Raw genomic sequence first — 25,106 nt, forward strand, 5'->3', positions numbered from 1 at the left:
TTTGATGAGCAAGGAAAAGAAAATTCTGCTGTTAAAGAACTGGATTGAGCAACTTGTTCGTAATCCTAATCTCTATGTTGCCCTGGCAGTCAGTGCACTGCTTGGCGGCGGTAGTGGAGGGGCCATTGGCCTTTTCTCGGGTGGGTTCATTGGTCAGTCATTTTCTCTTTGCAACAACCCCAGTAACTTTGTTTTGAATCTTACTCCAGGAATTATGGTTGGAGCACTTTTAGGATTAATTGCGGGGGCACTCTTAGGAGGAGGCATTACTATCACTATAACTTTGTTTAAAATTTATAAAAAAACTAAAAACTATCCTGTGTTATCACACGATAATATCGTGCAAGTATTGTCCGCATCCTTCTGGATCAATCTAGAAATTATCATCGGAATGGGTTTGGGAGCGATTATCGGTAGCCTAAAATCCAGAGGAGTAGGAACTCTAACAGGGGCTGCTCTTGGTCTGTTGATTATTGGGTTGACCTCTACACTTAAATCCCCTAAAAAAAGTGAAAAAACAGTAAGAAACTGATTTCATTTCAGCTCCTGGTAAAATCCATGCCCTTATCTTCTCTGACAATAAAAAAGTCATTCGTAATTGTTTGTGCCATTCATTGTTAAATTAGAATGAAAAACACTATAGTCTTAACCTGTTATCTGTACTGTATTCATTGTTAAGCAGGTAGATTTGATACAGACTATATAGAAATAAATAAGTAGAGACAGGGTTGATCTAGTTTCTCTATAAGTTCTGTTTTTATTTGATGTAATGACGTAAGCGGGAGCATGATTTCAGGAAGTACAATAATATGAACAAAAATAGCCCTTCCTGCTTTTCGTATAAATATTTTTGTAATAAATTTATCTAAATTTTTCTCTTTAAAATGCTCATAAACGATACGATCAATTTTATTGCCTAATTGACTATCGGACATTACATCCAAAAGTTCCTCTGAATTTATTTTTAATAATTTAATCGGTTCACGTATAATGATAAAAACTAAACAAATAACGAGCACAGGATCAATATAAGGAATAATAAAAGCATATGCAGTGCCATTGAGACCGACACCCAAGAAAAATGCAATGCTCAACATAATACTTTGTAACCCATCAATAAACCACACCAGTCCTTGGGACAATAACAACTGATTGTTCTTGGGTCTTGCAAAACGATAAAAAAGAAATGCCATCAAAAAGCAGGCACCAGCAGCTATTCCTTGATAAAAAGCTGGCAATAAAAAATTCTTGATATGATGTAAATGGATGATGTCTCTAACAGCAGAGGTTAAAGCAAAGGCACAAGAACCTATAATCAATGCACCTTCACCTAGAATTACCAGTGGTTCAAGTTTATAGTAACCAAACTGAAATTTCTTAGAATAATGCAAGTTCATTTTCTGACTGGTCAGAAAAATCAGATAGGTACTAAAAATCCCTATCGAACAATACATCCCATCGATAGTAATGGCGGTAGAATCAATATGCGCGCCAATAAGGATACCTATTATTCCCATAACAGCAGTAAGGGCAATAGAAATCTTTATAAGATCCTGCTCTTTTCGAAAATCATCCGAAATTAAGTTTTTCATTTCAAATAATATGTTAAAAGCGTTGATAATATGATCACTTACTTTTCAGTATATCACAGCTATACCTTGCAAATGGATAAACCCATGTTTTTAACTCAACTAAGTTTATATTTAAATATAATTTAGTTGCGCTACTAGGGATTTGCTTTTGCCACTGAACCGAAATAATTACCACTACTGGTACATGGCTTTTATCATAATCAATTTGTAAAATTAGAGCTCACTCTACTTTTCTAATCCAAAATCTAGCTTCAATATATCAAGCTGATGAACTATGGTAGTGTCCTCATCCTTCTTTTATCAGTCACACAAGCTTATCCAAAGTTTGGGATCAAATGACTCTTTATATTTCTTTGCTTCAGGAAATATCCAAAGGAGTTACCGCAAAAATTTGTGCCAAAATTTTGCTATACTTTGTTACATCTATGCATAAATACCATCAATCAAAATAAGGATAGACGATGCACAAACTATATGGATCTCTTGTTTGGTTGATCGTTACCTTATTTGTTGTTTATTCTTTTTGTTTAAATACTGCCGCAGCAGTATTTTCTGAGCCAATAAAGCAGACCCTAAGTACCAGTGATTATGGGGTTTCTATTGCCACGGGGGCATTTATTTTAGGTTTCGCTTGTATGCAAATTCCTGCGGGTTATTTTCTTGATAAATTTAGTCCAAGAATAGTAGTTAGCGGAGGAGTTTTTTTATTGGCCTTCGGAAATATTTTTATTTCTATTGCGGATAATTTGCCTGTTTTTACCTTTGCTAATTTGATACAAGGAGTAGGTGCTTCTTTTGCATTTGTCGCCGCAGCAGTTTTAATTTCGCAATGGTTTTCAACAAAAGTCTTTCCTATATTATTTGGTTTAACGCAAACACTTTCATGTATTTTAGCTGGAGTACTGCATTATTATTTTAAAGTTGAATTGATATCGCATACTTGGAATGAGATTTATCAAAAACTTGCTATTTTTGGTATCATTTTATTTATTTTATCTTTGATTATTGTTCGTGCTCCCAATAAAAAAGACACCTCTGTATCACTCAAGAGCTCTTTGTTATTCGTGTTTAAAAACAAACAAATTTTACTGTGTTCGCTTGCTGCAGCAATGTCATTTGGTGTCTTACTTGCTTATGCAAGCCTGTGGTTTATGCCGATTCAAAACTATTATTCAGTAGATACTCTACAATCAATCCTGATTAGCAGTTTGATTTTTGCAGGAATTGGCATTGGTACCCCCCTATTAGGTTGGCTTTCAAATGCAGTCAAATCAAGACTTATGATCATACATATTACCTTAGTCACAGGAACGATGGCGTTATTGCTTGGTATTTATCTTCCTCATTACAACACTAGTGCTGACATCATCACCAAAATAGTTTCTTTTTTTATTGGTTTCTTACTTTCTGGTTCAATGCTTTTTTATACTATGGTTAATGAAATTTCATCAGATAACACACGAGGTGTAGCGATAAGTGTATTGAATACAGCTGTTTTTTTATTTAATACGCTTTTGCTTTTTATTCCCTATTTATTCATCACTACTGTTTCCAAAGAATTTTTTACTTATTTATGGATACTACCTTTTTTCATACTTTTTTCAATTTTGTTGATTTATTTTATTAAGGACACAAGCCCATAACTCATGGAGATTGTTATGAGTGATAAAATAGCTTACCGAGGTACACTCTTTTATTTTAAGGACACAGCAACTCTTGAAAATTTTCCTATTAAGAAAGACAAACCATCAGAACAAGAATGCCAATATGTTTATATCGAAGATGGCATACTGATCGTTGAAGCGGGAAGAATTCTTGATGTAGGCAGCTATGCCGATTTAAAGAATAAAATTAGTGAGATAAAACAAGTTGATTATAAAGATAAATTAATTACTCCTGGGTTTATTGATACACATCAACATGCTTCACAAAGCTCCATAGTTGCCGCTTATGGGGAAAAGCTTCTGGAATGGCTGGAAGACTATGTATTCCCTGGTGAGAGCGTTTATAGTGATAGAGAGAGTGCAACAAAAGATTTAAATTTCTTTTTGGACCATCTTTTAAGAAATGGGACGACCACAGCCGTTTCTTATGGACCATTATTTTATGAAGCCTCTGACATCTTTTTTGACGAGTTGCAAAGAAGAAATATGCGTTTTGTGACTGGTAATATTTTAATGGATGAAAACTCTCCTGATAAACTCCGCTTAACGACACAGGAGAATTATGACAATTGTGTTCGATTAATTAAAAAATGGCACAATAAAGGACGTTTATCCTACTGTATTTCTCCACGATTTGCTTTATCGTGCTCTAATACAATGCTTGAATTGTGTGGATCCCTTAAAAAAGAACATCCAGATTGTTACATCCAAACCCACTTGGATGAAAATGTGAATGAAGTGGCGTCAGTAAAAAAACTTTATCCTTGGAGTAAACATTATATGGATGTTTATGATCATTTTGGTTTGGTAACAGACCGAAGTATATTTGGCCATTGCATCCATACAACCGATGAAGAGCTGGAATTATTTAAAAAATCGGGTGCAATTATATCCTGGTGTCCATTGAGTAATAACTTTTTAGGCAGTGGTTTATTTAATTTTGCAAGAACATCCAAATATACCAACAAAATTACTTTAGGAACGGATTGGGGAGCCGGAAACAGTCTTTCCATGTTTGCTGTTTTAGACGATGCATATAAGGTTTCTATGTTAAACAGTGTCAAATTACCTAGTATGGTGCGCTGGTATATGGCAACTTTAGGTGCAGCAAAAGCATTACAACTGGATAAGCAAATTGGTTCTTTTAAACCAGGAAAGGAAGCTGATTTTATTGTCATTGATCCCGATGCAACAACGTACCTGAAATATCGTCGTGAAAAAGTAGATGATATTTTCGAGTTGCTTTTTATTTTGATGACTTTGGGATCTGAGGATAATATTAAAGCGACTTACATCATGGGTAAGCCCGCATATATCAATAACGTGAGTTCGACATAAAAGGCATAGCAATTCCCTTTATGTCGCTAAACGACCGTTAAATTAATGTGAGTTTCGGATAAAGAATCTATTTAGATCCAGTCATTATTTAGAGCCTCTCAACCTGAGGAGAGGCAAAATGCCTCGTCCCGAAGGCTTGGTATGCTCCTATTAAAGCTTCGAGACAGCGCTTTGCGCTTCCTCAGCTCGAACGATCCAAGGGGAGAATCGAACAAAATCATTTTTTAGTTTTAATTTTGTGGGCCTTTCTCAATTCGAGACCTGCTCTATCCCCACGAAATTTAAAAATGAGGAGCCCGTCCTTATTTAGAGCCGTTCAGCCTGAGGAGAGGCAAAATGCCTCGTCCCGAAGGCTTGGTATGCTCCTATTAAAGCTTCGAGACAGCGCTTTGCGCTTCCTCAGCTCGAACGATCCAAGGGGAGAATCGAACAAAATCATTTTTTAGTTTTAATTTTGTGGGCCTTTCTCAATTCGAGACCTGCTCTATCCCCACGAAATTTAAAAATGAGGAGCCCGTCCTTATTTAGAGCCGTTCAGCCTGAGGAGAGGCAAAATGCCTCGTCTCGAAGGCTTGGTATGCTCCTATTAAAGCTTCGAGACAGCGCTTTGCGCTTCCTCAGCCCCGAAATCCACATTCGTTTATACGAAACTCACGTTAATTTAATAGTTCATTGCCCCTATGCCCCAGGGAAAAGTGAATCTTATTGTATGACGCTCATGTTGAGTTAGCACACTCATCATCCCCAATTATTGTTGAAATGAGCAAAGCATTTCTTTTTAGGTTTTTCATGGCATTGAAACACTTTCATAACTTTTAAGATTTGCAATGAGCCAAAAATACTTGATATAGAAGTATCAAAAGCATATGAATGAATAAAATAAAAACTTTTTGGCTGTTGCAACTTTAGATATTCAGTTTGATTATAGATGTAATTAACGACACCTCGTTGTTCCACTAACACACCTTTGGGTTTACCAGTCGAACCTGAGGTGTAAATGAGATATGCTAAACAATTAGGCCCACTGATTTTCTTTAGATTGACACTATCACACTCAGCAAGCTGTTTTTTTATTTTAATGTCATCTAATACAAGTAATTTATTAGAATATAATTTAGAGATAAAAGCATATTTCGCAACAATATCCTCCTCAGTGATAATTAATAGCGGTTGGCAATCTTCCAAAATATATTTTAACCGCTCTTCTGGATATTCCGGATCTAAAGGAACATAGGCGGCTCCAGCCTTGAGAATACCCAAAATTCCTATAATCATATTCAAAGATCTAGGCACACAAATTCCTACTAAAGTATCCGCATGCAAAGAGTCATTTTGATTATGTTGATAGAGTCTACGAATCAAGTTTGCGAGTTAATTCGCCCTTTGATTAATTTCTTCATAAGTATAAACATGTTCATCATATTGTATTGCGATTCTTTGCGGATCTTTTAACACTTGCTCTTCAAAGAGTTGAGGAATCGTTTTATCTAGGGAATACCCTTTCGCTCTTCCGCACCATTCATTCAGAATTTGCAATCGCTGTTGCTCAGTTAAGATTTGGATATTTTTAAGTTGCTTTTTGGGAAACGCAACAAACTGTTCTAGAATCAGTTTAAAACTTTCGAATAAAGCTTTAATACTTTCATCATCAAAATACGTGCCATTATGATCGAATTTTAAGTATATTTTCTCTAAATATTGAAAATGACATCCTAAATCTTCTATATGTTGCAACTCCCTGGGATATGTTTGACATTCACAATGTTCAAGTTGTAGTGGCACCAATCCAAGTGTTGTCTCAGCTATAGAAACATTCAAAGCATTTTCTTCATAATTATTAGTTCTACGTAAACGTGAAACAATATCAAATAAAGGAATTTTCTGATGCCGTTTTGAAATTGCTCTTTGTTGTGTCACATGTTCAATAAATTCTTTAACTGTATTATTTGAATTAATAGAGAGCTTAATCAATCCCATATTAACGAAACATCCTAATAAGGGTTGCAATGCTTTTGGCTTAAGATTAACAGGATAACTGAGCACACACTCTTTCTGAGCAGTGTATTTTTCAATTAATAAAGAAAATGCACTCATCAGAAAAATAAATAAAGTGGTATTGTTTTGCCGAACAGCAGATAATATTTTTTGACTTAATTGTCTGTCCAATGAAAACAGTTGATGTGTCGGTTTTTCCTGAGAAAATTTAATTTTGGGTAAATTAATATGGAGTTCTGTTGAAGCAAGCTCTTTCTCCCAAAATATAAGATCTTGTTTGTATTCATTTTTCGTATAGTATTTTTTTTCATAATCTATATATTCGTTAATATTAACTAATTTGGGCTCTTGAACTACTTTATTTGCGATGAGAGCGTTATAAGTCCGCGAAATATACCCAACAAAATTACTAAAAATGCCCCATCACCCACTATATGATGCCAAACACTAGTGAAAAGATACTCATTTTGAGACCGCTTTATGAGTGCATAACGATACAGTGGTAAAACTTTAAGATTGAACTTATTTTGATGAATAGATGTTAATAATTGTTGGGCAGCATTTTTTTGCATTTTCGTTTAAGTGGCTAATATCATAAAATTCCAATTCAAAATTTTTAATATTATCAACAATGACTTGTTTCAGCTTATTTTCTTCTTCTATAAAAAATGTTCTTTGATTTTGCCCGTAATTAATAAACTGAATGATTGATTTTTCAAGTAATTGAATATCAAGAGTCCCATGAATTTCAAACAATAAAAATAAGTTATACTTAATTGAGTCAGGATCAAGTTTCCATTCTAAATAGAAATTCTTTTGGTAGCTGGAAGCTTCTATTTTTATCATCGCTATCCTTAGCAGTTATATGTCTGCAAATTGAACAGACTGTTCTTTTTAAAATCCATCTACTATTTAGAGTAGCATGCGGGCGATCTTTTTCAACTTAAGCTAATTTTTTATTTATTGTGCTTAAGTAACTTTATCCTTTAATATCATTAATAATGAGATCTGTTTTTAATAAATTTTTAATAGGTGAGATAAGTCGGCATTTTTTATTGTTTTTTTTAAACGAAAAAAGAGAATAATCGCACCTAATATCATTCCAAAGGTTAAACCATACCAGATACCTTGAACATTATGATTCAATACAATTCCCATTAAATAGGCTAAAAAAACCCCTAAAATGGAAAAACAAAATATGTTGACATACATCGTAAATTTTGTATCTTTTAATCCACGTAATGCTCCAGCTTCTAACACACGAATAGAATCAAAAACCTGAAATACTCCCAGAGTAAAAAACAGCGGTATAACAATCTGAACGATGTTTGCGTGTTCATGAATATTGAAATCAATACTGAGCATTTTCATAGGAAATAATACCAAAATTAAAAAAATCACTAATGAAATAAGAAAACCAAGAATAATTCCCACATAACTCGCATAAATTACTCCTGTTTTATCCATTCGTCCTACCTGGATTCCAACACGAACCGTAATTGCCTGAGATATGGAATGAGGAATATTAACAATAACCCCTTCAAACTGTAGAATGATTTGATGAGCAGCAAGCGCTATATTATTAAATCGAGAAACGAAATAAGTTACTACGGTGAATCCAACTAATTCGATAAAATAGGTAAATCCAATAGGCAAACCAATCCTTAACATTTCTTTACAAGGAGCCCAATTGAATGTCCCGATATGTTTAAAAATCTGAAAGGGTTTTGCAAATTTTGCACCATATAAATATATGAAGATAAAGATGCTCGTTAATGTGAAGGAAAATGCTAAGCCATAACCTACTCCTGCTATCCCAAAAGCAGGAATACCTAATTTTCCAAAAACAAAAATATAAATAAATACTATCTCGAGCGGAATTTCTATTAAACTGATGCATAAGCTCATTTTCGTTTTGCCAATTCCGGCCAAAAAATGGCCTATAATTGCAAGTGTAATTACACCTGGAACAGCATATATAAGTGCATGCGCATACTCCGCTGCATACATTAATACCTCTAGATTACGTGCGCTCCAATGCACTAAAAATGGAATCATCCACAAAAGCCCCATCATTGGAATCCAAGAAAAAAAATTCAACAGCAAGGCTTGTCCCATGATTTCACTGATAGCTTCATTATTATTGGCTCCCATTTGTTGTGGAATTAAAATACTCACCGCATGAAAAAGACCAAACCAGAAGGTAATGCCAGCCATCCAAATTGTTCCCACTAAAACACTACCTGCTAATGCATCTTTTCCCAAATGAGCAATCATCGCCGTGCCTGCAAAAGGCCCGAGTGAATGAATAAACCAGGCTGCCATTAATGGTAAACTAAGCAACAGATTTGCTTTGATCTCTGTTAGTATAGAATGTGGTATAATTGGTTTATCCATAAACTTACCCTCATTACAGACTTTTACGTCACTTCAATTAAATATATCACATAGTTGTGAATACCCCTTTTATTCTTACCCTCTAGATTTTTTCTATACTTGTTTGCTCTTATTGAAAGATGAGGTTTAAATCGAGTAACTTATAGTGTAAGTTTTTCAAATGGATATACGAGTAAGGACGCTTAAATGGCCAACAACGAAACGACGAGAAATAGAAGTAGCATCATCCGATGGATAGTGATTACTCTTTATCTTTTGGCAACTCTCTTTTCTGCTGCCTGGCATGGCCCGGTCGCAGTAATCTTTTTACCCATTATTCTTGTCTTGACTATTTTTATTGCGGCTTGTCTACATGGTAAAGAGCGATATGGAATAAAGAATATAATTTTATTTTTTATAATAACTTGGCTTGTCAGTCATTTCTTTGAGGCATTAAGTATTCAGACGGGATTTCCTTTTGGACATTATTATTATGATAAATTAGCTGGACCAAGATTATTTCAAGTACCCCTCATTATTATGTTTGCTTATTTTGGAACGGGTTATGCTTCTTGGATTCTAGCTCATATACTCTTGGGACAATACGCTGCTCCACTGACTGGGAAACAGATATTTTTTGTGCCTTTGATTGCCACTTTTATTATGGTGATATGGGATGTATGTATGGATCCTCTTTCTTCAACAGTCTATTCATTATGGGTATGGAAGAATGGAGGAATGTATTTTGGTGTTCCGTTACAAAATTATTTTGGTTGGTTTTTAGTAGTTTATATTATCTATCAAATTTTTGCAGTTTATATTGCCAAGTATGATGTTATCGCTGTAAACAATTGTAACGCATTTTCTTCTAAAAACTTTTGGAGAGAAGCAGTCGCTATTTATAGCATACAAGGTTTAACCCAATTAGTTGACCCTTTTGGGGCTTCAACTCATTTAGAGATTTATGCATCGATGGCATTAATTACCGTGTTTACAATGATGTTCGTATCTTTATTGGCTTTACTTAAAATTAATTCGAGTCATTTAAGAGATAAAAAAATGACTCGAATTAGAAGTAATGTACCAGGTTGAATTGGAAGCTTTGGACGAACTAAAGTAATCCCTTTTAAGTCTCTCAAAATAAACAAACTTTCAAGAAAGCTCTAAAGAGCTGATAGTTATGCTCCAGAAACGAGCAAGTGACTCATTATTGTTGAAAAATTTTCGACATAATTTTCTGGAACATACCGCTCATAAGTCTTTTTAAACTGGCCATTTTTTTCAAATTCAAGCAAAGCATTATTAATCTGCTGCAATAATTCACTGTCACTTTTATTTACAGCAATACCAAATCCATATCCATAGATAAACGATTTTCCAAATGTAGTAAACTCAGGAAACTCGGTGGCCCAATACTGTGCTGACAATACATCTTGCAACACAAAATCAACCTCTCCCTCGCTCAAAGCATTAATAAGCTGAGGGGTAGAATTATAACTTACAATTTTAACATTAGAAAAACCTGAGTCTTTAATATTCTATCAAAAATGGTGCCAACCTGAATACCTATTTTTTTTCCATCAAAAACATCCTCAGAAAAAGGCACAGTAGCCCATTTTTTTAATGCCAGATATTGAACATCACTTGGAAGGTAAGAAATGGAAAAATTGATGCGCTGACTTCGATCTAAAGTAATTGTAATAGAGGCAATACCTATATCTGCCTCATGTTTTTCTATATTAGATATAATGGTGTTTTCGAAAAATAGAGGACGATTGACACTCACGATGTATAATTTGGCAAATATCTTCCAACATTTCTATATCAAAACCAAATAATTGATTATTTGCTCCTTGCATAATAAAAGGAGGATTAAAGATTTCTGTAGCCACTACAAGTGGTCGTACTGGCTCAGCATAGGAAAAAGACATAGAGAAAGAAAAAATTAATAAAATTCGAATCTAACGTCTCTTTATACCCAAAAATCTCAAGTAAGAGAAAATTATGGTTTGCATCATCACAGACATTCCTTGTATTGTGAGCCCCTGATTTTTAAAAAATGTATCTCATTTTCAGGAATGATTCAATGACAGAGGCATTGGCCTAAGAGCCATATAAATTAATTATGAGGTAATTTTAATCAAAGTTGTCTATATTTAATAATAAAACTCGTTGATAATAGATATGTTTGCCAAAGAATTTAATGACGTTTTTTTAAATAAATATGCCCGCCAATTACAAACTTATAAAGGAATAACCAAAAATGATGGGGCTATTCCTTTGTATATACAAGGCATTACCACGAGCTTAAGTGGATTTATTGACAAACAATCAAAAGATCTGAATGGAGATACCTTTAAAAAAACAGCCGAAGCCTCGTCAAATGGCGGCGAGCTCTTTATTGAATTAGAAGAAAAGTCTGGAAAAAAACGAACCTGGACCACTGTTTTCGCAATTGGCGCTTTAGCAGCGCTCCGTAAAGAAAAAATAGGACAACATAGTCCGGAACACGAACCTCTTGATAAAATAATTGATGGGTTAAACCAAGGTTGGGTAGAGGGATTTGGTGGCTTGTCCTTGAGTGGTATATCCATAAATGAGGAAGTGATTAATAAATTATTAGGGGGTATAGAAGAATGGGTTAAAAATTTGGAACCCAATAAACCTAACCCTCAAGCGTTTTCAGAAACTGTTATCGCAGCGGTTACCTTAGTCAACATCTTAGAAACGAAACTCATTGAAAATAAATCAAGAGTCGAAGGCAAAATTCCAAATGCGTTTACAGTCCTAGCCGAAACGAAAAAAACACTGATGCTAAAAGCGCCCCAATTAGCCCTGAGCTATTATTCCCAAGACAACAGCTTATTATCGGAACTTCTTGATAAGCAACCAGCAATTGCGCTAAACCTTTTTAAAGAAAAGCCCTCTCTTATTGGTTCTTTATCTCTGACTACGCGTATAGCAGAAAATTTTGCTAAATTTTTAGGAAATAATCCAGAATTTGCTTTAGAGCTGCTTGGTAAAAGTACCGACTTAAAAGAGCAACAAAACTTTATCGTATCTGCCTTATTAAAAAATAATCCCAAACATATTGAACCGTTATTAAGCAGTGCCCCAAATTCAGTAAAACAAATATTACAAAAAGATAGAGGCCTTGTTCGTGCCATACAAAACTGGCTTGAGTCCGAGGAGGCACGAGCAAAAGATCTAGACACCGTCAAAAAATTTATGGTTCCTTATCAGATTCAAACTACAGCAGATGCCTTAGCAAAACTTGAAGAATCAAAAGGTGCAGCACCTAGCTTTAAATCAGCTTTAGAAAATATACAGCAAAAATATGAGGAACGCAGAAAACCATTTCATGAAAAACAAAAACGTATGGCCATATTTTCTAAGTTTATGGCTCAAAATCCATTAAATATGGACCGATTTTGGATAAATTATCCTACTGAAAAAAAAATGAACCAGTTATGTGATGATCTTGGTTTAGAGCCTGATTCAATACAAAGAGCCCATTTATTAATTCATGTCAGAGGTTCGGTAGGTAGCTATTTAAATAAAAAATTTAACCCATGGGGGCCACCTAGACTTTCAGAAATATTGCACAGTAAAGAAATAGAAACAGCACATAATAAGGTTAAATCCGATCTTCAGCAATCGCTTGTGTCTTTTACCGATCAGAAAATGAAAATTCAAAGATTAGCAGAAGAGCTGAATCAACTTGACAGCACGTTACAAGAAATCTCTATAGACGAATGGATTGGGAGTCAACAACAATTTCAACAATCTCTTAAAACCAGAGATAGTGATATACCAATGCGAGAAATTCAAAAACATGCGCAAGCCTTAATTCAAACTTTAACAAGCTATAAAAATGAACTAGAAAAACTAAGTACTATTGCCCTATCTATAAAAAAACTTGAAGATTCAGAGATAAATATTACAGAAATATCCCATTCTTTAGACCAATATGTTGAAGCAGTATATCAACAAGGCATAAAGCTGTATGAAGAAAAGCCTAAGAATTACAGTGAATTAAATATAATGCAAAAAATTGATCACTTAAAGAGCAAAATAGACCAAAAAATGGAGGCAACAAATAAAATCAAAGATGAGTTTAGTCAGCTACATACTAAAGCAATGACCTACAATCAATTTGGCGTTAAAGCAGATAAGCGTATAATTGAACATACTAGAGAAATAATAAATAAGTCCAGCGGTTTCACCCATTGGATTCTAAATATATTTAGCTCAAGTTATAGAAAAACATTCGCAGCTCTTAAGGAGGCGGTAGAAAGCTATGATAAACTCTCAACTGAAACTGAGAAAATTATAAGCATACCCGAATGTGCTGCAAAAATTCGAAATATAGTATTAACAACAGAAAGCAATAGCAATAAATTCAGTACGATGAAACAAGCAATGCAGGAAATGCAACACCAATACGCCCCCCCTGTTCCCTTACAAATGCAAGTGGAAGAACCAGATCACCTAAGTAACAACGCTAAAGGGGTTTAATCATCAAAGAAAAAATATACATGATTTTAGCAGCCACACTTGTAGTTAGCGTTTGCCTCAATTAAAGTGCCTATTAAATGGGTTAAAAAAATATTAGTTTTTTATAAAATTTTAACTTTATATGGCTTACAGAATGTCTTTAAAAAAATTTAGTGTCTACAGTGAAAAATGTCCCTCTCATAATGTTCTTGAGGGGATTAGCGATAAATGGTCAATTTTGGTAATTAATCTATTATTAAATCAAACTTACCGATTCGGGGAATTAAAACGAGAAATTGGTGGAATTTCTGCGAAGATGTTAGCACAAACGCTCAATAAATTAGAACGTTTTGGGTTTATAAATAGGGAGTCTTTTCCAGTATTACCTATGAAAGTCGAATATTCATTAACAGCATTAGGTAAAGAGTTGGGTAATATTCTTAATTTACTCACAAGATGGACCGAAAAAAATATGGATGCAATAATTACCGCTGAGAATAATTTTAAAGAAACAAATGCATCCTGATAAGCACCGGGCTATTCTTGTTTATTCTCATTAAAAAATTTTCAACTCAATGAAACATCCTCTATAGTGGAATCATTGAACCACTTTATTAATGTATCTTCTCCTAAATTGTCATAGATATAGGATAAATATAAAGTTAATTCTTCTTCATCATTTTTATCGAACACGTTATCATCAGAATTCATTAACGGCTCATGATGAAAGAAAACACCATCAAGATAATGGTTACAAAAATCATGGTAATCCTTGGTGAATAAAAGGAATGTATGCCACATATTATCTATGTCACTCATCTCCGCGTGTATGGCGCACGAAAAGTTAAGTGAATTATCATCCGCACGAATCTTCTTTTCTACCCTATGCTTATGACAAAGCCAAACAAATTTCATGAATTCTTGGAGTGCTTCTTCTGCGTTCATTTTAGCAGTAGGATAGTCCTTACGGTATCGAGAAATAATTTTATTATTTTTATAACTCATCAATTTGTTTAAATTAGGTAGGTTCATAATTAAATCTTTATTCAAAGCCATGATATTTGATTCACACAGCATATCCATAAATATGCTGTGATTCCGTGGAATTATCCAATACTAGTACAGGGTCTACACCAACCTTTGTCTTTTTTTAATATTTTTTGCTGGACAATTTTTTTAATAATTTTCTCTTTCATACGCATGCTCCTTTATTATTAATTAAAATTCATTTACAGGATATAAAGTCATTATTAATCAGTCAATTAGTTACTTTTTAGTAACTATTCGTATGTATCTAAACTATTTATGGATGAAATAATGATAATGCCCATAAGGTAGATAGCTTTGCATTTGATAAATTTAGGGATGAATACAGTTTTTTTTGAGCAGTGAATGCATGAAATTTAAAGAGATTTTAAAAATACTACAGAAAGAAATCGTTTTATACCACGCGCAAGATTTTTCGAATTGTTCTAAACTTTACTTACCTAATTCTTGGGAACAACTTATATGAAATATCAAAGGGCTCATTCAGAAGATTTTGAACAAATAGTTATCCTTCAAAATAAATATCAAGCTTCTAACCTATCTTCCTCAGACAAGACAGACGGCTTTCTTTCGGGTGCTTTTTCAGTGGAGCAATTAAAATCCATGGACGAAGATATTGGGGTCTTTGTATGTAAGGATAAAGATCTGGTCCGTGGCTATCTTTGTGCAGGTTCAGTGAAGTATAATAAAGGTGTACCAATAGTTGCTGCGATGCTTGATTGCTTTCCTCATATTAATTATCAAGGGAAAACACTATCAACTTATAATATTGCAATTTCTGGTCCTGTTTGTATTGATAAAGACTATCGAGGTCAAGGCCTATTTTTTAGTCTTTATCATCACCTCACCACTTTTTTATTGAGCGAACGTCCAGAATTAGAGTTATATGTTGTCTTCGTTTCTACTCAAAATCAAAGATCAATAAATGCCCATAAAAAACTTGGTATGGAAATTGTTGGTCAGTTTTCGTTCAACAAGGATCACTTTGTAATATTAGCAGTTCCTATCAAACAGCGTAAGGCTGGCGATTAATTCAAACATGCTTCGATGGTCACGCAGCATTTGATAGGGTTAGTTATTTTGATCTGTACCAATCCATGCCTTAATGGCTAGAAAAATCTTAACTCTCATGGAATGACATGCCTACTTGTTCAGCGTTGATTCATTATTCTTGAAGAAAAGAAATTTATTCGTAATTTTTATTGCTGATTCTATATAAAATATGTTTTGAAAGTCTATGATCTAAGGGTAAATTAGGATGAGCAAAATCACCATTCAAATCACGTATCATTCCAATCTTCTCCATCACCCGAAAAGAACGAGTGTTAGCCGGTACAGTAAACGAAACAATTTCTTTAAGATCACATTGATTAAACCCATACTGCAAACAAGCGATTGCTCCTTCTGTAGCATACCCCTTTTTCCAATACTGCGAACCAAGTCTCCAGCCAACTTCCACTACCTGCCCAAACGGAGCTTCCCATTTTATAAGATTTAAGCCAATGAAACCGATGAACTGCCTTTTTGCTTTTTCTTCAGCAGCCCAAAGTGTATAACCAAGTTCATCAAATTGCTTATTCATACAAGAAATAAAATCCCTCACTTCTTTCATAGTCAGTGAGCCTTTTAAGAACTCAATCACTTTAGGGTCTTGGTTTATACGATAGTATTCAGTAGCATCCCCAGCGCTCCACGTGCGCAATATCAACCTCTCTGTTTCAATTATTCTCATCAATCACCTCAATCAATTAACACAACTGATATTTTAATAGTAACTATTTTCTCAAAAATAGCATTTTAAGCATAATTAAAACAAAAAAACCAAATAATGTACTAAAATTATCGTTATTAAAGTTTAAGAAATACGTTTGATAATTATGTTTTATCCTCAAGAAATAGCCAACCAAACTCTAGCTAAATTAGCAAATGAATATTCCCGAGCACAGATATATGAGGGTACAACCCAACTTCAAAATAATTTATATGATATTGATAAACAAACTGCTCTCAACAAAGCTCTTGGTGATATTAGAGAGACTCTTGCAAAAGAAGCTTTTTTTCTAAATGTTGAAACTGCCATTACAAAATTTGAAAAACGTATCGCTGATTGTAAAAAATTTTCCATTGGAAATTGTTATGAATTGGCCTTAATGGCTTTAGATTACATGATAAGAAATCACCCTCATGTCAATGCAGAAGTTTATTCAATTAGCGGCGGTGATCACGTTTTTTTAGTCATTGGTCGTAAAAGCGATAGTGACCCTGCTAAACCTGAAACATGGGGAGATGAAGCATATATCTGTGATCCTTGGTCTAATAATGTTTATCCAGCCAAAGAGTATTTAAAGCAAACTAAAAATTTTTATTGGACCCAGGATTCTATGGGAAAACAGATCAATCATATTGAAGATTTTGATCCGTTAAGACATAAAATGGAGCCAATCAAGAATCAAAATAACATCCATTTACTACAGGAATCTTCAAAATTAAATACTGTTTTATTGCAGGTATTCACCACCATTAATGAAAAGCATTGCGCTATTTTTGATGAGTTAGTGAGTGATCTTAACAAAATTGCTGTTAGATTAAGTAAAAAATACGGAGCAGATGATCCTAAGGTTAAAATTTTAAATGAAAAAATAGAGATTATTAGAACAGAAATTGTAAAAATGAGAGCCGACTTCAATAATTATGCACAGCAAATAAAATCGGACATGAAACCTGAATCCTATCATGCACATAAAGAAATAAACGATCATTTACAAGGGATGATGAAAAGGCAAATAAAAAGTTTACGTAAGGCTAGAACCTTGTCCATTGAAGAAAATACGTGTTTAAATACATACCGAAAAGAAGATTCGCTTATAACCCTGATCATGAAATTTCTTCATATAAAACCTTCATCATCACGAGAATACAAAACTGCAATAGAAAAAACAGAAGAGCAGTTATCAGATTTTTCAAATTTAATAAATACTACATTTAGAAAGTAAAAATTTAAATTTTCGTAAGCGTTCCAGAGGTATGCCTCTTTTATCTTTGCAAGCCTTGGCAAAACAATCCAGAACGATCTCCCATTGAAGATTTGAACTGGCTTGTCTCACCTTGTTGCGATAACCACTGGTTTTTATTCTATGCTCAACGGATGACATACCCAGGAAACGCATACAACTTTTTAAATAATACTCAAAACCAAGTAGTCCCTTACAAAAATAGACTCTATTATAAAGATTGAGGATTTTTATAATAAATCGATAATTTTTTAGCCATCCAGCCATTATCTGGAAAAGTTGTTCCCGGTACTTCCCAAACACCTGTTGCAAAAGCACCTGCTCCCCATAAAATTGCAAATATATGTGCATCAACAGCACTTTTTAATTGATCAGTACTATTGTGTGCCCAATTAAAATTGTTTAGTGTCAGACACTGCGTTGCACTTTTGTCAGCACATAAACTATATGCAGCCGGTAAACGGGCAATATCATGATTAATCCAGGAGGCGATATTGCTTAAATCTTGATGTAAGTTGGCGTCACCAAAAAAGTATACCGGCGCGGTACCTTCTTCATGTGCATCGAGAATAGGCTCATCCTGTGTAGGAATATGGGCCGCGGGTATTTGCCATAACATAGCAGGGATATAATTTTTGCCCGCTTGTTTCCCTAATTCCTCGCTTATTTCTTTGGTCATAGTCAGAAAATTTTGCCATGCAACATCATTATAAAACGTCGCTTGATTGCTCAGTAAACTAGGAAATTTACTGCTGTAATCATCAGCACCATAACGATCAAAATAAATAAAATCGGGTTTGTAAACACCTGTGAATAATTCAAAGCTCTTTAAATCTGCTAGTACCTTATCAACATAGGGTCTTACAGCAGAAGGGCCTTGATGTATCCACCATCCCCCTTCTGGAACTGCAGAAATATTTTCATGTACGCCAAGAGCAACATGGGGTCCAAAATATTTAGCCATCCAGTTTTGCGCTTGTAACCAACCATTAAAATTATCCGTAAAAACAGGAATGTCACTTGTTGCATTTGATGCATTACAAAGGGGTTGCACATATTCATTAATACAAGCAGCAAAAGTTTGTCCTGCAGTATAATTATCAGTTTTAGATTTGAGCCAAAGAAGTAAATCAGAAGGAGTACCATTGACAGTTACCGGATTATTATTCCAGCCATAAGTACAATTTGGTGTATTGGTGTCATTATAATTAACTGTTTTAGTCATCATACAATATGCATCAGCAACAGCTTGACCAACCGGGATAGTTAACGATTGAACAGTCTCCACACGATTTGTATTGCCCAAATAACCAAGCATGTCGGGGTTTAGTAATATAGTGCCATAAGTTCCAGTATTGCTGTAAGCATTGTCTTCCAAAGTCTTAGCCAAAAACATAAGATTAAAAAAATGTTTTGTTAAATCTTCTAAATGCGCCACGCTATCAGTATTCCAACCCCCACTGAGTTGCCAGCCATATTCAACTAAGACAGGATTAACAGGATAGCCAGTATTCGTTTTTATACTTTTAGCCATGTTAATCATATTCCAAATTTTATATGGGGTTTCTATTTTTCCAGGGTCACCATCACCGCCAGCACCATTGTAGGTAAATACAGAATCAACACGAATATTCGTTGGCTCTTGCAAAGCTCCATTAGTTATAGTTCCCATCGCCAAGTAATTTGGCCAACCAGAAATCATAGAGTTATTTTTATCCGCGTCATACGCAAAAGTTGCTGTGCTCATGGCACATAGAATCAAAAATTTAAGAGCTCTATTTTTCATGTAATACTTCCTAAATTTAGTCATTAAAACAGCAAATAAATCGAACAAATATGATTTATTATTGATTTTCATGAATGAGTTTGTGATTATAATTTTACAGATTATATCATAATCACTCATATTTGCTCAAAATGAGAGCAAGAATCTTTTGAATAGATTAGGCCGTGCTGGCCATAATCAGCGTCACTTAAGAAAAATTTGACTATCGCTTTTATGGAAGGTGACGCGACTCCAAACATTTGTAAAAATGTCACCCTTTACGGAAGCAGGGAGCTATTGATAGCTATGCTGCGAAATGAGGTTTCTAGCAAGATTTGTTGCTTTTTAGATCTTCCACTTTATTTTTTCAAACTCGATGCAGTAGTATTGGCTGATAAATTAGAAAGTTGCTCTTGAGTCCAATTAAATAATTTTTGCCCCACAGCCATTCCCACTGCCACTCGCGCTGTACCCCATCCAATCCTAAATTGCTGTTGGAAAAAGCTCATCCGGCCTAGAAAAGAGCGTTGGGAATTTTTTGATTCATTCCAAACGTTAGTGAGTGCTTCCTTCGTAGTCGGTGGTTTGAGATTAGGAGGAGTGGCATATTGCATATTACGAACATAATTAAACGGGCTTGATACGATTGTAGCGACTCCAGCTGCCGTTGCATTATGGATAAACTCAAGACTCGGTGGATGTTCATGAGCAGTCTTATTCTCAGATTTTTTTACCGTACTACTCATAAGACTTCGCAACATTTCATAAGTACTTCCAAAAACCATGTCACGCGTCATTGTTGCAGTGGTTCCTTTTAGAAAAGGCTTAATACCTCCTAACCCCCACATTTCATGAATACTTGAACGAAAAGATGCGTTTTCTTGGCCCCAGGTATGGTATTTGATCGCAGCAATACTGTTTGTCAATATTCCTCCAATACTGCCCGCAGTCATACCTACAAAAAATTGAGACAGGGTTTGGTTAATCCCCAAATTATTACGTAAATAAGGAAACAAGTATCTATTTAATTCTCCTTGCGCCACATAGTAAATACCTCCAATAAAAGCACGCTGTACGAATGCTTGAGAAAAACCTTGATAAGGAGATTTAAAGTTTTGCAATAATAGAAAAGAACGATTATGTTTCACTGATAAATATAAGGCACGATCCCATGGATTAAACAATCCTGAGTTTGATGCCCCAGCAAGCAATCCACTTGCAACATCAATATTCAATTTTTGTTTATAATTTTTCTCTGTATCCGACTCAAATGCCTGTTCTTTCATCCCTTTTTTGCCCATATTTAACTCCCCCACTATTTAATTTTTTTAAGTAGGGGGCATTATAGTTGATTTGTTCAAAAAATTAACTTATTTGATGGAGATCGTTTTAAACGAGATATAGCTCTGCACATAAACATTTGTGAAAATCATCCAGCAGTTAAAGAAGAAAGTGAACAAAATAAATTGACTGGCTTGTTTTCTCGGTAAAGTCTTCTCTAGACAAGGAGGCTTGTTAGTCCTCTTGTCTTACTTTACTGAAATTATAAATTACTCACCAAAAAATGAGACTTCACCGGAAACCACATCATACAAACCACCGACTATTTTAATGGTTTTTTGAGCAACTAATTCACTTAATATACTGCTTTTATTGAGAATTGTTTTCATACTGTTTTCAACATTAATACGAGCCACTTCATTCACATAAGGAAGGTTATTTCCATTGCGATTTTCTTTAAAAGAAGTTTCTTGATCAATTGCGGGTGTGATTTTATGCAAGAGTTGGGTCAAATAACCTAATTCCGCTTGGTCGCACGCTCCTTTTATTGCACCGCAATTTGTATGGCCAAGAACTACAATCAGTTTAGATCCTGCCACTTTGCAAGCAAACTCCAAACTTCCGATAATGTCGTCATTCACAATATTACCAGCAATTCGAATACTAAAAATATCACCAAGTCCCTGGTCAAATATAAGTTCAGCGGTTGTTCTTGAATCGATGCAACTTAAAATTGAGGCAAAAGGATATTGTCCATCAGCTGTTTCATTCACTTGTTGGAGAAGATTACGGTTATAACGCAGATTTTGGACAAATCGCTGATTTCCTTTTTGAAGCAAATCAATGGCTTGATCTGGAGTAATATTAAGCTGCTCTTCTCTGCTAATCGTTTTCATCAAAATACCTCTCTTTAGTCAGTAATTTTTTTGTTCTGTACTGCAATAATCATTGTGAATTAAAGGATAATTTTAATTCTTTATGAAGTTATTAATCATATTTAAAATATGTTGGAAATACATTTTAACAACTATGCCATCATCAAATTATTGTTAACTATACCCTAAAAACATTTTATTAAAAAAAAAATTTTAAAAATTATAAAACTAGCAATCTTAAGTTTCACGGATATACTAATACACAGTCCCATAATTCAGGTTTGAAAAGGACTACTCCACGGGTCGAATATTAAGGGAGACATTTGAATGACTGACAAGGATAAGAATCAAAAATTTACAACAACAGATTCAGGAATACCTGTACCTAGTGATGAATACTCACTAACCATTGGGCCAAATGGTCCGATCGTATTACATGATCACTATCTAATTGAGCAGATGGCAAACTTTAACCGTGAAAAAATCCCAGAGCGCCAACCCCATGCAAAAGGTGGCGGGGCATTTGGTCATTTTGAAGTAACAGAAGATGTAAAAAAATACACAAAAGCTGCCGTATTCCAACCCGGAATAAAAACAGAGGTAGTCATCCGTTTTTCAACTGTTGCTGGAGAACGTGGAAGTCCTGACACGTGGCGAGATCCTCGTGGCTTTGCAGTAAAATTCTACACCAGCGAAGGTAACTTCGATATGGTCGGTAACAATACTCCTGTTTTTTTTGTACGTGATCCCATGAAGTTCCAACACTTTATTCGCTCTCAAAAACGCAGAGCCAACAACAACCTACGTGACCATGACATGCAATGGGATTTCTGGACCCTTTCCCCTGAGTCTGCGCATCAAGTAACATTACTGATGGGTGATCGTGGGATCCCCAAAAACTGGCGCCATATGAACGGCTATTCAAGTCATACTTACATGTGGGTAAATACACTGGGCGAGAAATTCTGGGTCAAATATCATTTTCAAACTGACCAAGGCATTGAATTCCTAACCCAAGAAGAAGCAGATCATCTTGCTGGTACCGATGGTGATTATCACACCCGTGACTTATATGAAGCAATTGAACGTGGTGACTACCCAAGTTGGACTTTGTACATGCAGATTATGCCGTTCAAAGAAGCTGAAACGTATCGTTTTAATCCATTTGATCTTACCAAAGTATGGCCACACGCTGATTATCCTCTGGTCAAAGTAGGAAAACTTACCCTAAACCGTAATCCCACTGATTATCACACTGAAATTGAGCAAGTAGCATTTGAACCTAATAATATGGTACCTGGCACCGGAATCAGTCCTGATAAGATGCTTCTTGCTCGAGTATTTTCTTATGCCGATGCACATCGGGCACGGTTAGGAGTGAATTACAAACAAATACCCGTTAACAAACCTAAATGTCCTGTACACAGCTATAGTAAAGATGGTGCCATGCGTATTGAGAATATTTCTGATCCTGTATACGCCCCTAATTCTAAAGGAGGCCCACAAGCAGATAGCTCAAAAAACCCTGAGGTAGCGACCTGGGAGGCCCATGGAGATTTCGTTCACGCAGCATACACCCTCCGTAGGGATGATAATGACTTTGTACAACCAAATACACTTGTACGCCAAGTTATGGACGATGAAGCTCGTAACAGATTGGTCAATAACGTAGTCACCCATCTAAAAAATGGCGTCACCCAACCGGTATTAGAAAGAGCATTTGCATACTGGAAAAAAATCGATCAACAAATTGGCGAACGCATTGAAAGAGAGGTAAGAAAGGGCTAAAACACTACCATATCATAAAAAAATTTACAACTTCAGTTCTGAGCTTTAAGGAACCTGCCGTCCTCCTAGCGCGTCAACTCAAAGAAAAATTGACTATCGCTTTTACGGAAGGTGACGTTTTGGAAGCGTTCCCCCACTGCAACGGCGGGGGATATTAAGTCAATGGCAGTAGTGCCAAGCTCATCAAAGAATTTTTCTATCTAATAATAAGTCCATTATTAAAAATAACTGAAATGGATGGAGAAATACATTTATAACTCACAGGTTGCAAATACCACTGCCCCACTCACGCCTAGAAAAGATCAAATACTTTACAAGATGAGTTAAAATATGTACCTTTTGACATCAATGGATTTGCCTAAACAGCATACTAAATTGATTTTTTGCCTTAATAGAGGTTTCCTCATGAAAATTTTTAAAATAAATAATTTAAGTATTTTAATACTGGGATTGACTGGTTTGTTAACTATAAGTAAGTGTGCTTTCTCACAAAACGAATGCAAGAATGGTGGCATGTCAGTTAGCTTTGACTTATCAAAAACCAACAATACAAGCATTGAAAATATAAATACTTATATCGTGGTATTAGGTATTGATCCCACAACCAAAAGACATGCTTATGTAAAATTTAATGAAAGAAATCATGTGGGCTCACTCATTGATATTACAGATGCCAACATGAATGGAAAAGACTATGGGATTTCATTATCAGAATTAACACCTAACTCAGAAGGGATGGCGCAAGCGTGTATACCCTATCTTACTTCAGGACGAATTTATATTTCCTTTGGAAATGCATTAGATATCCCTACTGACAAAGGAACATTAACGCCAATCCAGCCTGATGTAAATAACCCCAAAACAACTACAAATGGAACACTTTTTGACAAGGTCGAATTTAATTACAATACTCATGGCGAAACGGTTATTAATCCAACTGGCGTCGATTTTATTGCCATTCCCTATACCATTCAGCAGGCAGGCCATGAATATGGACATTTTGGTGGGCTTGATGGTGTCATAAAAAATATGAAATCCATTATTTGTCATGCCGCCGGAGAAACACTAAACTCATCCGAATGCGCTCAACGCTGGGCACATTCAGAATGGTCAAGTCTCGTTATTTATAATTCAGAAAATGCATTGATGCGAATTGATGCTCCAGGAAGATTTGGTCATCGATTTGATGGATATTTTGCCAACTATATCAACGAACTCAGTAGGTACTATTCCTCATCTACAAATCGTTCCATCAAGATTGATTTAAAAGAATTAAACAAGGGGATTTGGTCAGGCGCTTTTAAACCTAACACTCAAACCTTAGTCTTTACACCTGAAAACAGCTCAAGTTATGAATCTTTGTCCTATAAACTGGATTCACCACAAACAAGTAATTCCATTTTAATGGGCGCACAAACACCATTTAATAATCGTAATGCAATAGATTCAACCCTCGCCCGAGATCTGACTGCTGCGATTGTTTCAGGAATGTTGATGCGAAAAGAATCAGCTTTTATAAATAAGGATTTTTTTGATTCACAAGGCAATCCTATTTTTAAAAATAAAGAGCAAATGCAACAGCTACTTCCCTATTACTTCAATAATATTGATAATTCTGTAGATTATAGTGTAAATCAATGCGGAGTGACTCAAGATGCTCCATGTGTGAATGTTTATTCTGAGGCCATGCATGCATTGAGTTTCGATAAAAATATAGAGCATCCACAAGAGAGCTATACTAATGCTTACGCCTTTTCTTATGATGATTTTCTAGGTATGGATGGAACCAATACACAAACGGATAAGAAGCCAGTGATTATAGTAATCGGTGACATGAAAAATCGGAAAATTCCGCACGTTGATCCTTAACAATTTAC

The 25,106-nt window shown here is 35.0% G+C and carries 21 protein-coding genes and 1 pseudogene; 10 read left to right on the top strand and 12 right to left on the bottom strand.

What is annotated here, in order from left to right:
• The first annotated feature begins 4 nt into the window (after positions 1-4).
• On the top strand, positions 5-532 hold the full coding sequence (locus DYH34_RS10795) for a hypothetical protein (protein ID WP_058465290.1): 528 nt from the start codon (positions 5-7) through the stop codon (positions 530-532).
• 166 nt (positions 533-698) lie between these two features.
• Here the strand turns inward: DYH34_RS10795 and DYH34_RS10800 are convergent, their stop codons facing one another.
• Positions 699-1,592 carry a cation efflux transmembrane domain-containing protein gene (locus tag DYH34_RS10800; protein WP_058465291.1) on the bottom strand — a complete coding sequence of 298 codons (894 nt, stop codon included), beginning with the start codon at positions 1,590-1,592 and terminating at the stop codon, positions 699-701.
• A gap of 461 nt (positions 1,593-2,053) precedes the next feature.
• Here DYH34_RS10800 and DYH34_RS10805 point away from each other — a divergent pair, with 461 nt between their 5' ends.
• Both DYH34_RS10805 and guaD read left to right on the top strand, forming a co-directional pair.
• Positions 2,054-3,235, top strand: a complete 1,182-nt coding sequence (locus tag DYH34_RS10805; protein WP_058465292.1) for an MFS transporter — start codon at positions 2,054-2,056, stop codon at positions 3,233-3,235.
• A 15-nt stretch (positions 3,236-3,250) separates the two neighbouring features.
• Positions 3,251-4,594: a guanine deaminase gene (gene guaD, locus DYH34_RS10810; protein ID WP_058465293.1), complete on the top strand. Its 1,344-nt coding sequence runs from the start codon at positions 3,251-3,253 to the stop codon at positions 4,592-4,594.
• Positions 4,595-5,332: 738 nt separating this feature from the next.
• Here the strand turns inward: guaD and DYH34_RS10815 are convergent.
• From DYH34_RS10815 to DYH34_RS10835, 4 genes and pseudogenes are all read right to left on the bottom strand, one after another.
• Positions 5,333-5,956 carry an AMP-binding protein gene (locus DYH34_RS10815; protein ID WP_172465416.1) on the bottom strand — a complete coding sequence of 208 codons (624 nt, stop codon included), beginning with the start codon at positions 5,954-5,956 and terminating at the stop codon, positions 5,333-5,335.
• Between the two features lie 9 nt (positions 5,957-5,965).
• Positions 5,966-7,161, bottom strand: a pseudogene (locus DYH34_RS10820) (condensation domain-containing protein).
• Positions 7,112-7,435: a condensation domain-containing protein gene (locus DYH34_RS10830; RefSeq protein WP_058465296.1), complete on the bottom strand. Its 324-nt coding sequence runs from the start codon at positions 7,433-7,435 to the stop codon at positions 7,112-7,114. Before DYH34_RS10830 ends, DYH34_RS10820 begins: the two are co-directional and overlap by 50 nt.
• A 168-nt stretch (positions 7,436-7,603) precedes the next feature.
• Positions 7,604-8,986 carry an MATE family efflux transporter gene (locus DYH34_RS10835; RefSeq protein ID WP_058465297.1) on the bottom strand — a complete coding sequence of 461 codons (1,383 nt, stop codon included), beginning with the start codon at positions 8,984-8,986 and terminating at the stop codon, positions 7,604-7,606.
• A gap of 186 nt (positions 8,987-9,172) precedes the next feature.
• On the opposite strand from DYH34_RS10835, the gene DYH34_RS10840 reads away from it, so the two are divergent.
• Positions 9,173-10,057, top strand: a complete 885-nt coding sequence (locus DYH34_RS10840) for a carotenoid biosynthesis protein (RefSeq protein ID WP_058465298.1) — start codon at positions 9,173-9,175, stop codon at positions 10,055-10,057.
• 86 nt (positions 10,058-10,143) lie between these two features.
• On the opposite strand, the gene DYH34_RS18550 is transcribed toward DYH34_RS10840, so the two are convergent.
• Both DYH34_RS18550 and DYH34_RS18555 read right to left on the bottom strand, forming a co-directional pair.
• The gene (locus DYH34_RS18550; protein ID WP_058465299.1) at positions 10,144-10,407 is read right to left on the bottom strand and encodes a type 2 periplasmic-binding domain-containing protein; all 264 of its coding nucleotides are present in this window, start codon (positions 10,405-10,407) and stop codon (positions 10,144-10,146) included.
• Between the two features lie 56 nt (positions 10,408-10,463).
• On the bottom strand, positions 10,464-10,751 hold the full coding sequence (locus DYH34_RS18555; RefSeq protein WP_058465300.1) for a transporter substrate-binding domain-containing protein: 288 nt from the start codon (positions 10,749-10,751) through the stop codon (positions 10,464-10,466).
• Positions 10,752-11,149: 398 nt separating this feature from the next.
• On the opposite strand from DYH34_RS18555, the gene DYH34_RS10855 reads away from it, so the two are divergent.
• Together DYH34_RS10855 and DYH34_RS10860 are read left to right on the top strand one after the other, a co-directional pair.
• Positions 11,150-13,483 carry a hypothetical protein gene (locus DYH34_RS10855; protein WP_058465301.1) on the top strand — a complete coding sequence of 778 codons (2,334 nt, stop codon included), beginning with the start codon at positions 11,150-11,152 and terminating at the stop codon, positions 13,481-13,483.
• 133 nt (positions 13,484-13,616) lie between these two features.
• Entirely contained in the window at positions 13,617-13,988 is a 372-nt protein-coding gene (locus tag DYH34_RS10860; protein ID WP_058465302.1) for a winged helix-turn-helix transcriptional regulator, read from the top strand.
• A gap of 41 nt (positions 13,989-14,029) precedes the next feature.
• Here the strand turns inward: DYH34_RS10860 and DYH34_RS10865 are convergent, their stop codons facing one another.
• Entirely contained in the window at positions 14,030-14,494 is a 465-nt protein-coding gene (locus tag DYH34_RS10865; protein WP_058465501.1) for a glycine-rich domain-containing protein, read from the bottom strand.
• A 477-nt stretch (positions 14,495-14,971) separates the two neighbouring features.
• Here DYH34_RS10865 and DYH34_RS10870 point away from each other — a divergent pair, with 477 nt between their 5' ends.
• The gene (locus DYH34_RS10870) at positions 14,972-15,541 is read left to right on the top strand and encodes a GNAT family N-acetyltransferase (RefSeq protein WP_058465303.1); all 570 of its coding nucleotides are present in this window, start codon (positions 14,972-14,974) and stop codon (positions 15,539-15,541) included.
• Positions 15,542-15,695: 154 nt separating this feature from the next.
• On the opposite strand, the gene DYH34_RS10875 is transcribed toward DYH34_RS10870, so the two are convergent.
• The gene (locus DYH34_RS10875) at positions 15,696-16,241 is read right to left on the bottom strand and encodes a GNAT family N-acetyltransferase (protein WP_083502772.1); all 546 of its coding nucleotides are present in this window, start codon (positions 16,239-16,241) and stop codon (positions 15,696-15,698) included.
• Positions 16,242-16,386: 145 nt separating this feature from the next.
• On the opposite strand from DYH34_RS10875, the gene DYH34_RS10880 reads away from it, so the two are divergent.
• Complete coding sequence (locus DYH34_RS10880) at positions 16,387-17,502, top strand: hypothetical protein (protein ID WP_058465304.1); 1,116 nt, start codon at positions 16,387-16,389, stop codon at positions 17,500-17,502.
• Between the two features lie 229 nt (positions 17,503-17,731).
• On the opposite strand, the gene DYH34_RS10890 is transcribed toward DYH34_RS10880, so the two are convergent.
• The 3 genes from DYH34_RS10890 to DYH34_RS10900 all read right to left on the bottom strand — a co-directional run bounded on the left by DYH34_RS10890 (position 17,732) and on the right by DYH34_RS10900 (position 21,462).
• Positions 17,732-19,306 carry a hypothetical protein gene (locus DYH34_RS10890; RefSeq protein WP_058465306.1) on the bottom strand — a complete coding sequence of 525 codons (1,575 nt, stop codon included), beginning with the start codon at positions 19,304-19,306 and terminating at the stop codon, positions 17,732-17,734.
• Positions 19,307-19,644: 338 nt separating this feature from the next.
• The gene (locus tag DYH34_RS10895) at positions 19,645-20,586 is read right to left on the bottom strand and encodes a hypothetical protein (protein ID WP_058465307.1); all 942 of its coding nucleotides are present in this window, start codon (positions 20,584-20,586) and stop codon (positions 19,645-19,647) included.
• Positions 20,587-20,835: 249 nt separating this feature from the next.
• A complete protein-coding gene (locus DYH34_RS10900; RefSeq protein ID WP_058465308.1) occupies positions 20,836-21,462 on the bottom strand; it encodes a carbonic anhydrase family protein in 627 nt (208 codons plus the stop codon).
• A gap of 306 nt (positions 21,463-21,768) precedes the next feature.
• Between DYH34_RS10900 and DYH34_RS10905 the strand changes: the two genes are divergently transcribed.
• Both DYH34_RS10905 and DYH34_RS10910 read left to right on the top strand, forming a co-directional pair.
• The gene (locus DYH34_RS10905) at positions 21,769-23,229 is read left to right on the top strand and encodes a catalase (protein ID WP_058465309.1); all 1,461 of its coding nucleotides are present in this window, start codon (positions 21,769-21,771) and stop codon (positions 23,227-23,229) included.
• Between the two features lie 405 nt (positions 23,230-23,634).
• A complete protein-coding gene (locus DYH34_RS10910) occupies positions 23,635-25,098 on the top strand; it encodes a beta-1,3-glucanase family protein (RefSeq protein WP_083502778.1) in 1,464 nt (487 codons plus the stop codon).
• Positions 25,099-25,106 lie beyond the last annotated feature (8 nt).

Source organism: Legionella cincinnatiensis, assembly GCF_900452415.1.
Classification (GTDB): domain Bacteria; phylum Pseudomonadota; class Gammaproteobacteria; order Legionellales; family Legionellaceae; genus Legionella; species Legionella cincinnatiensis.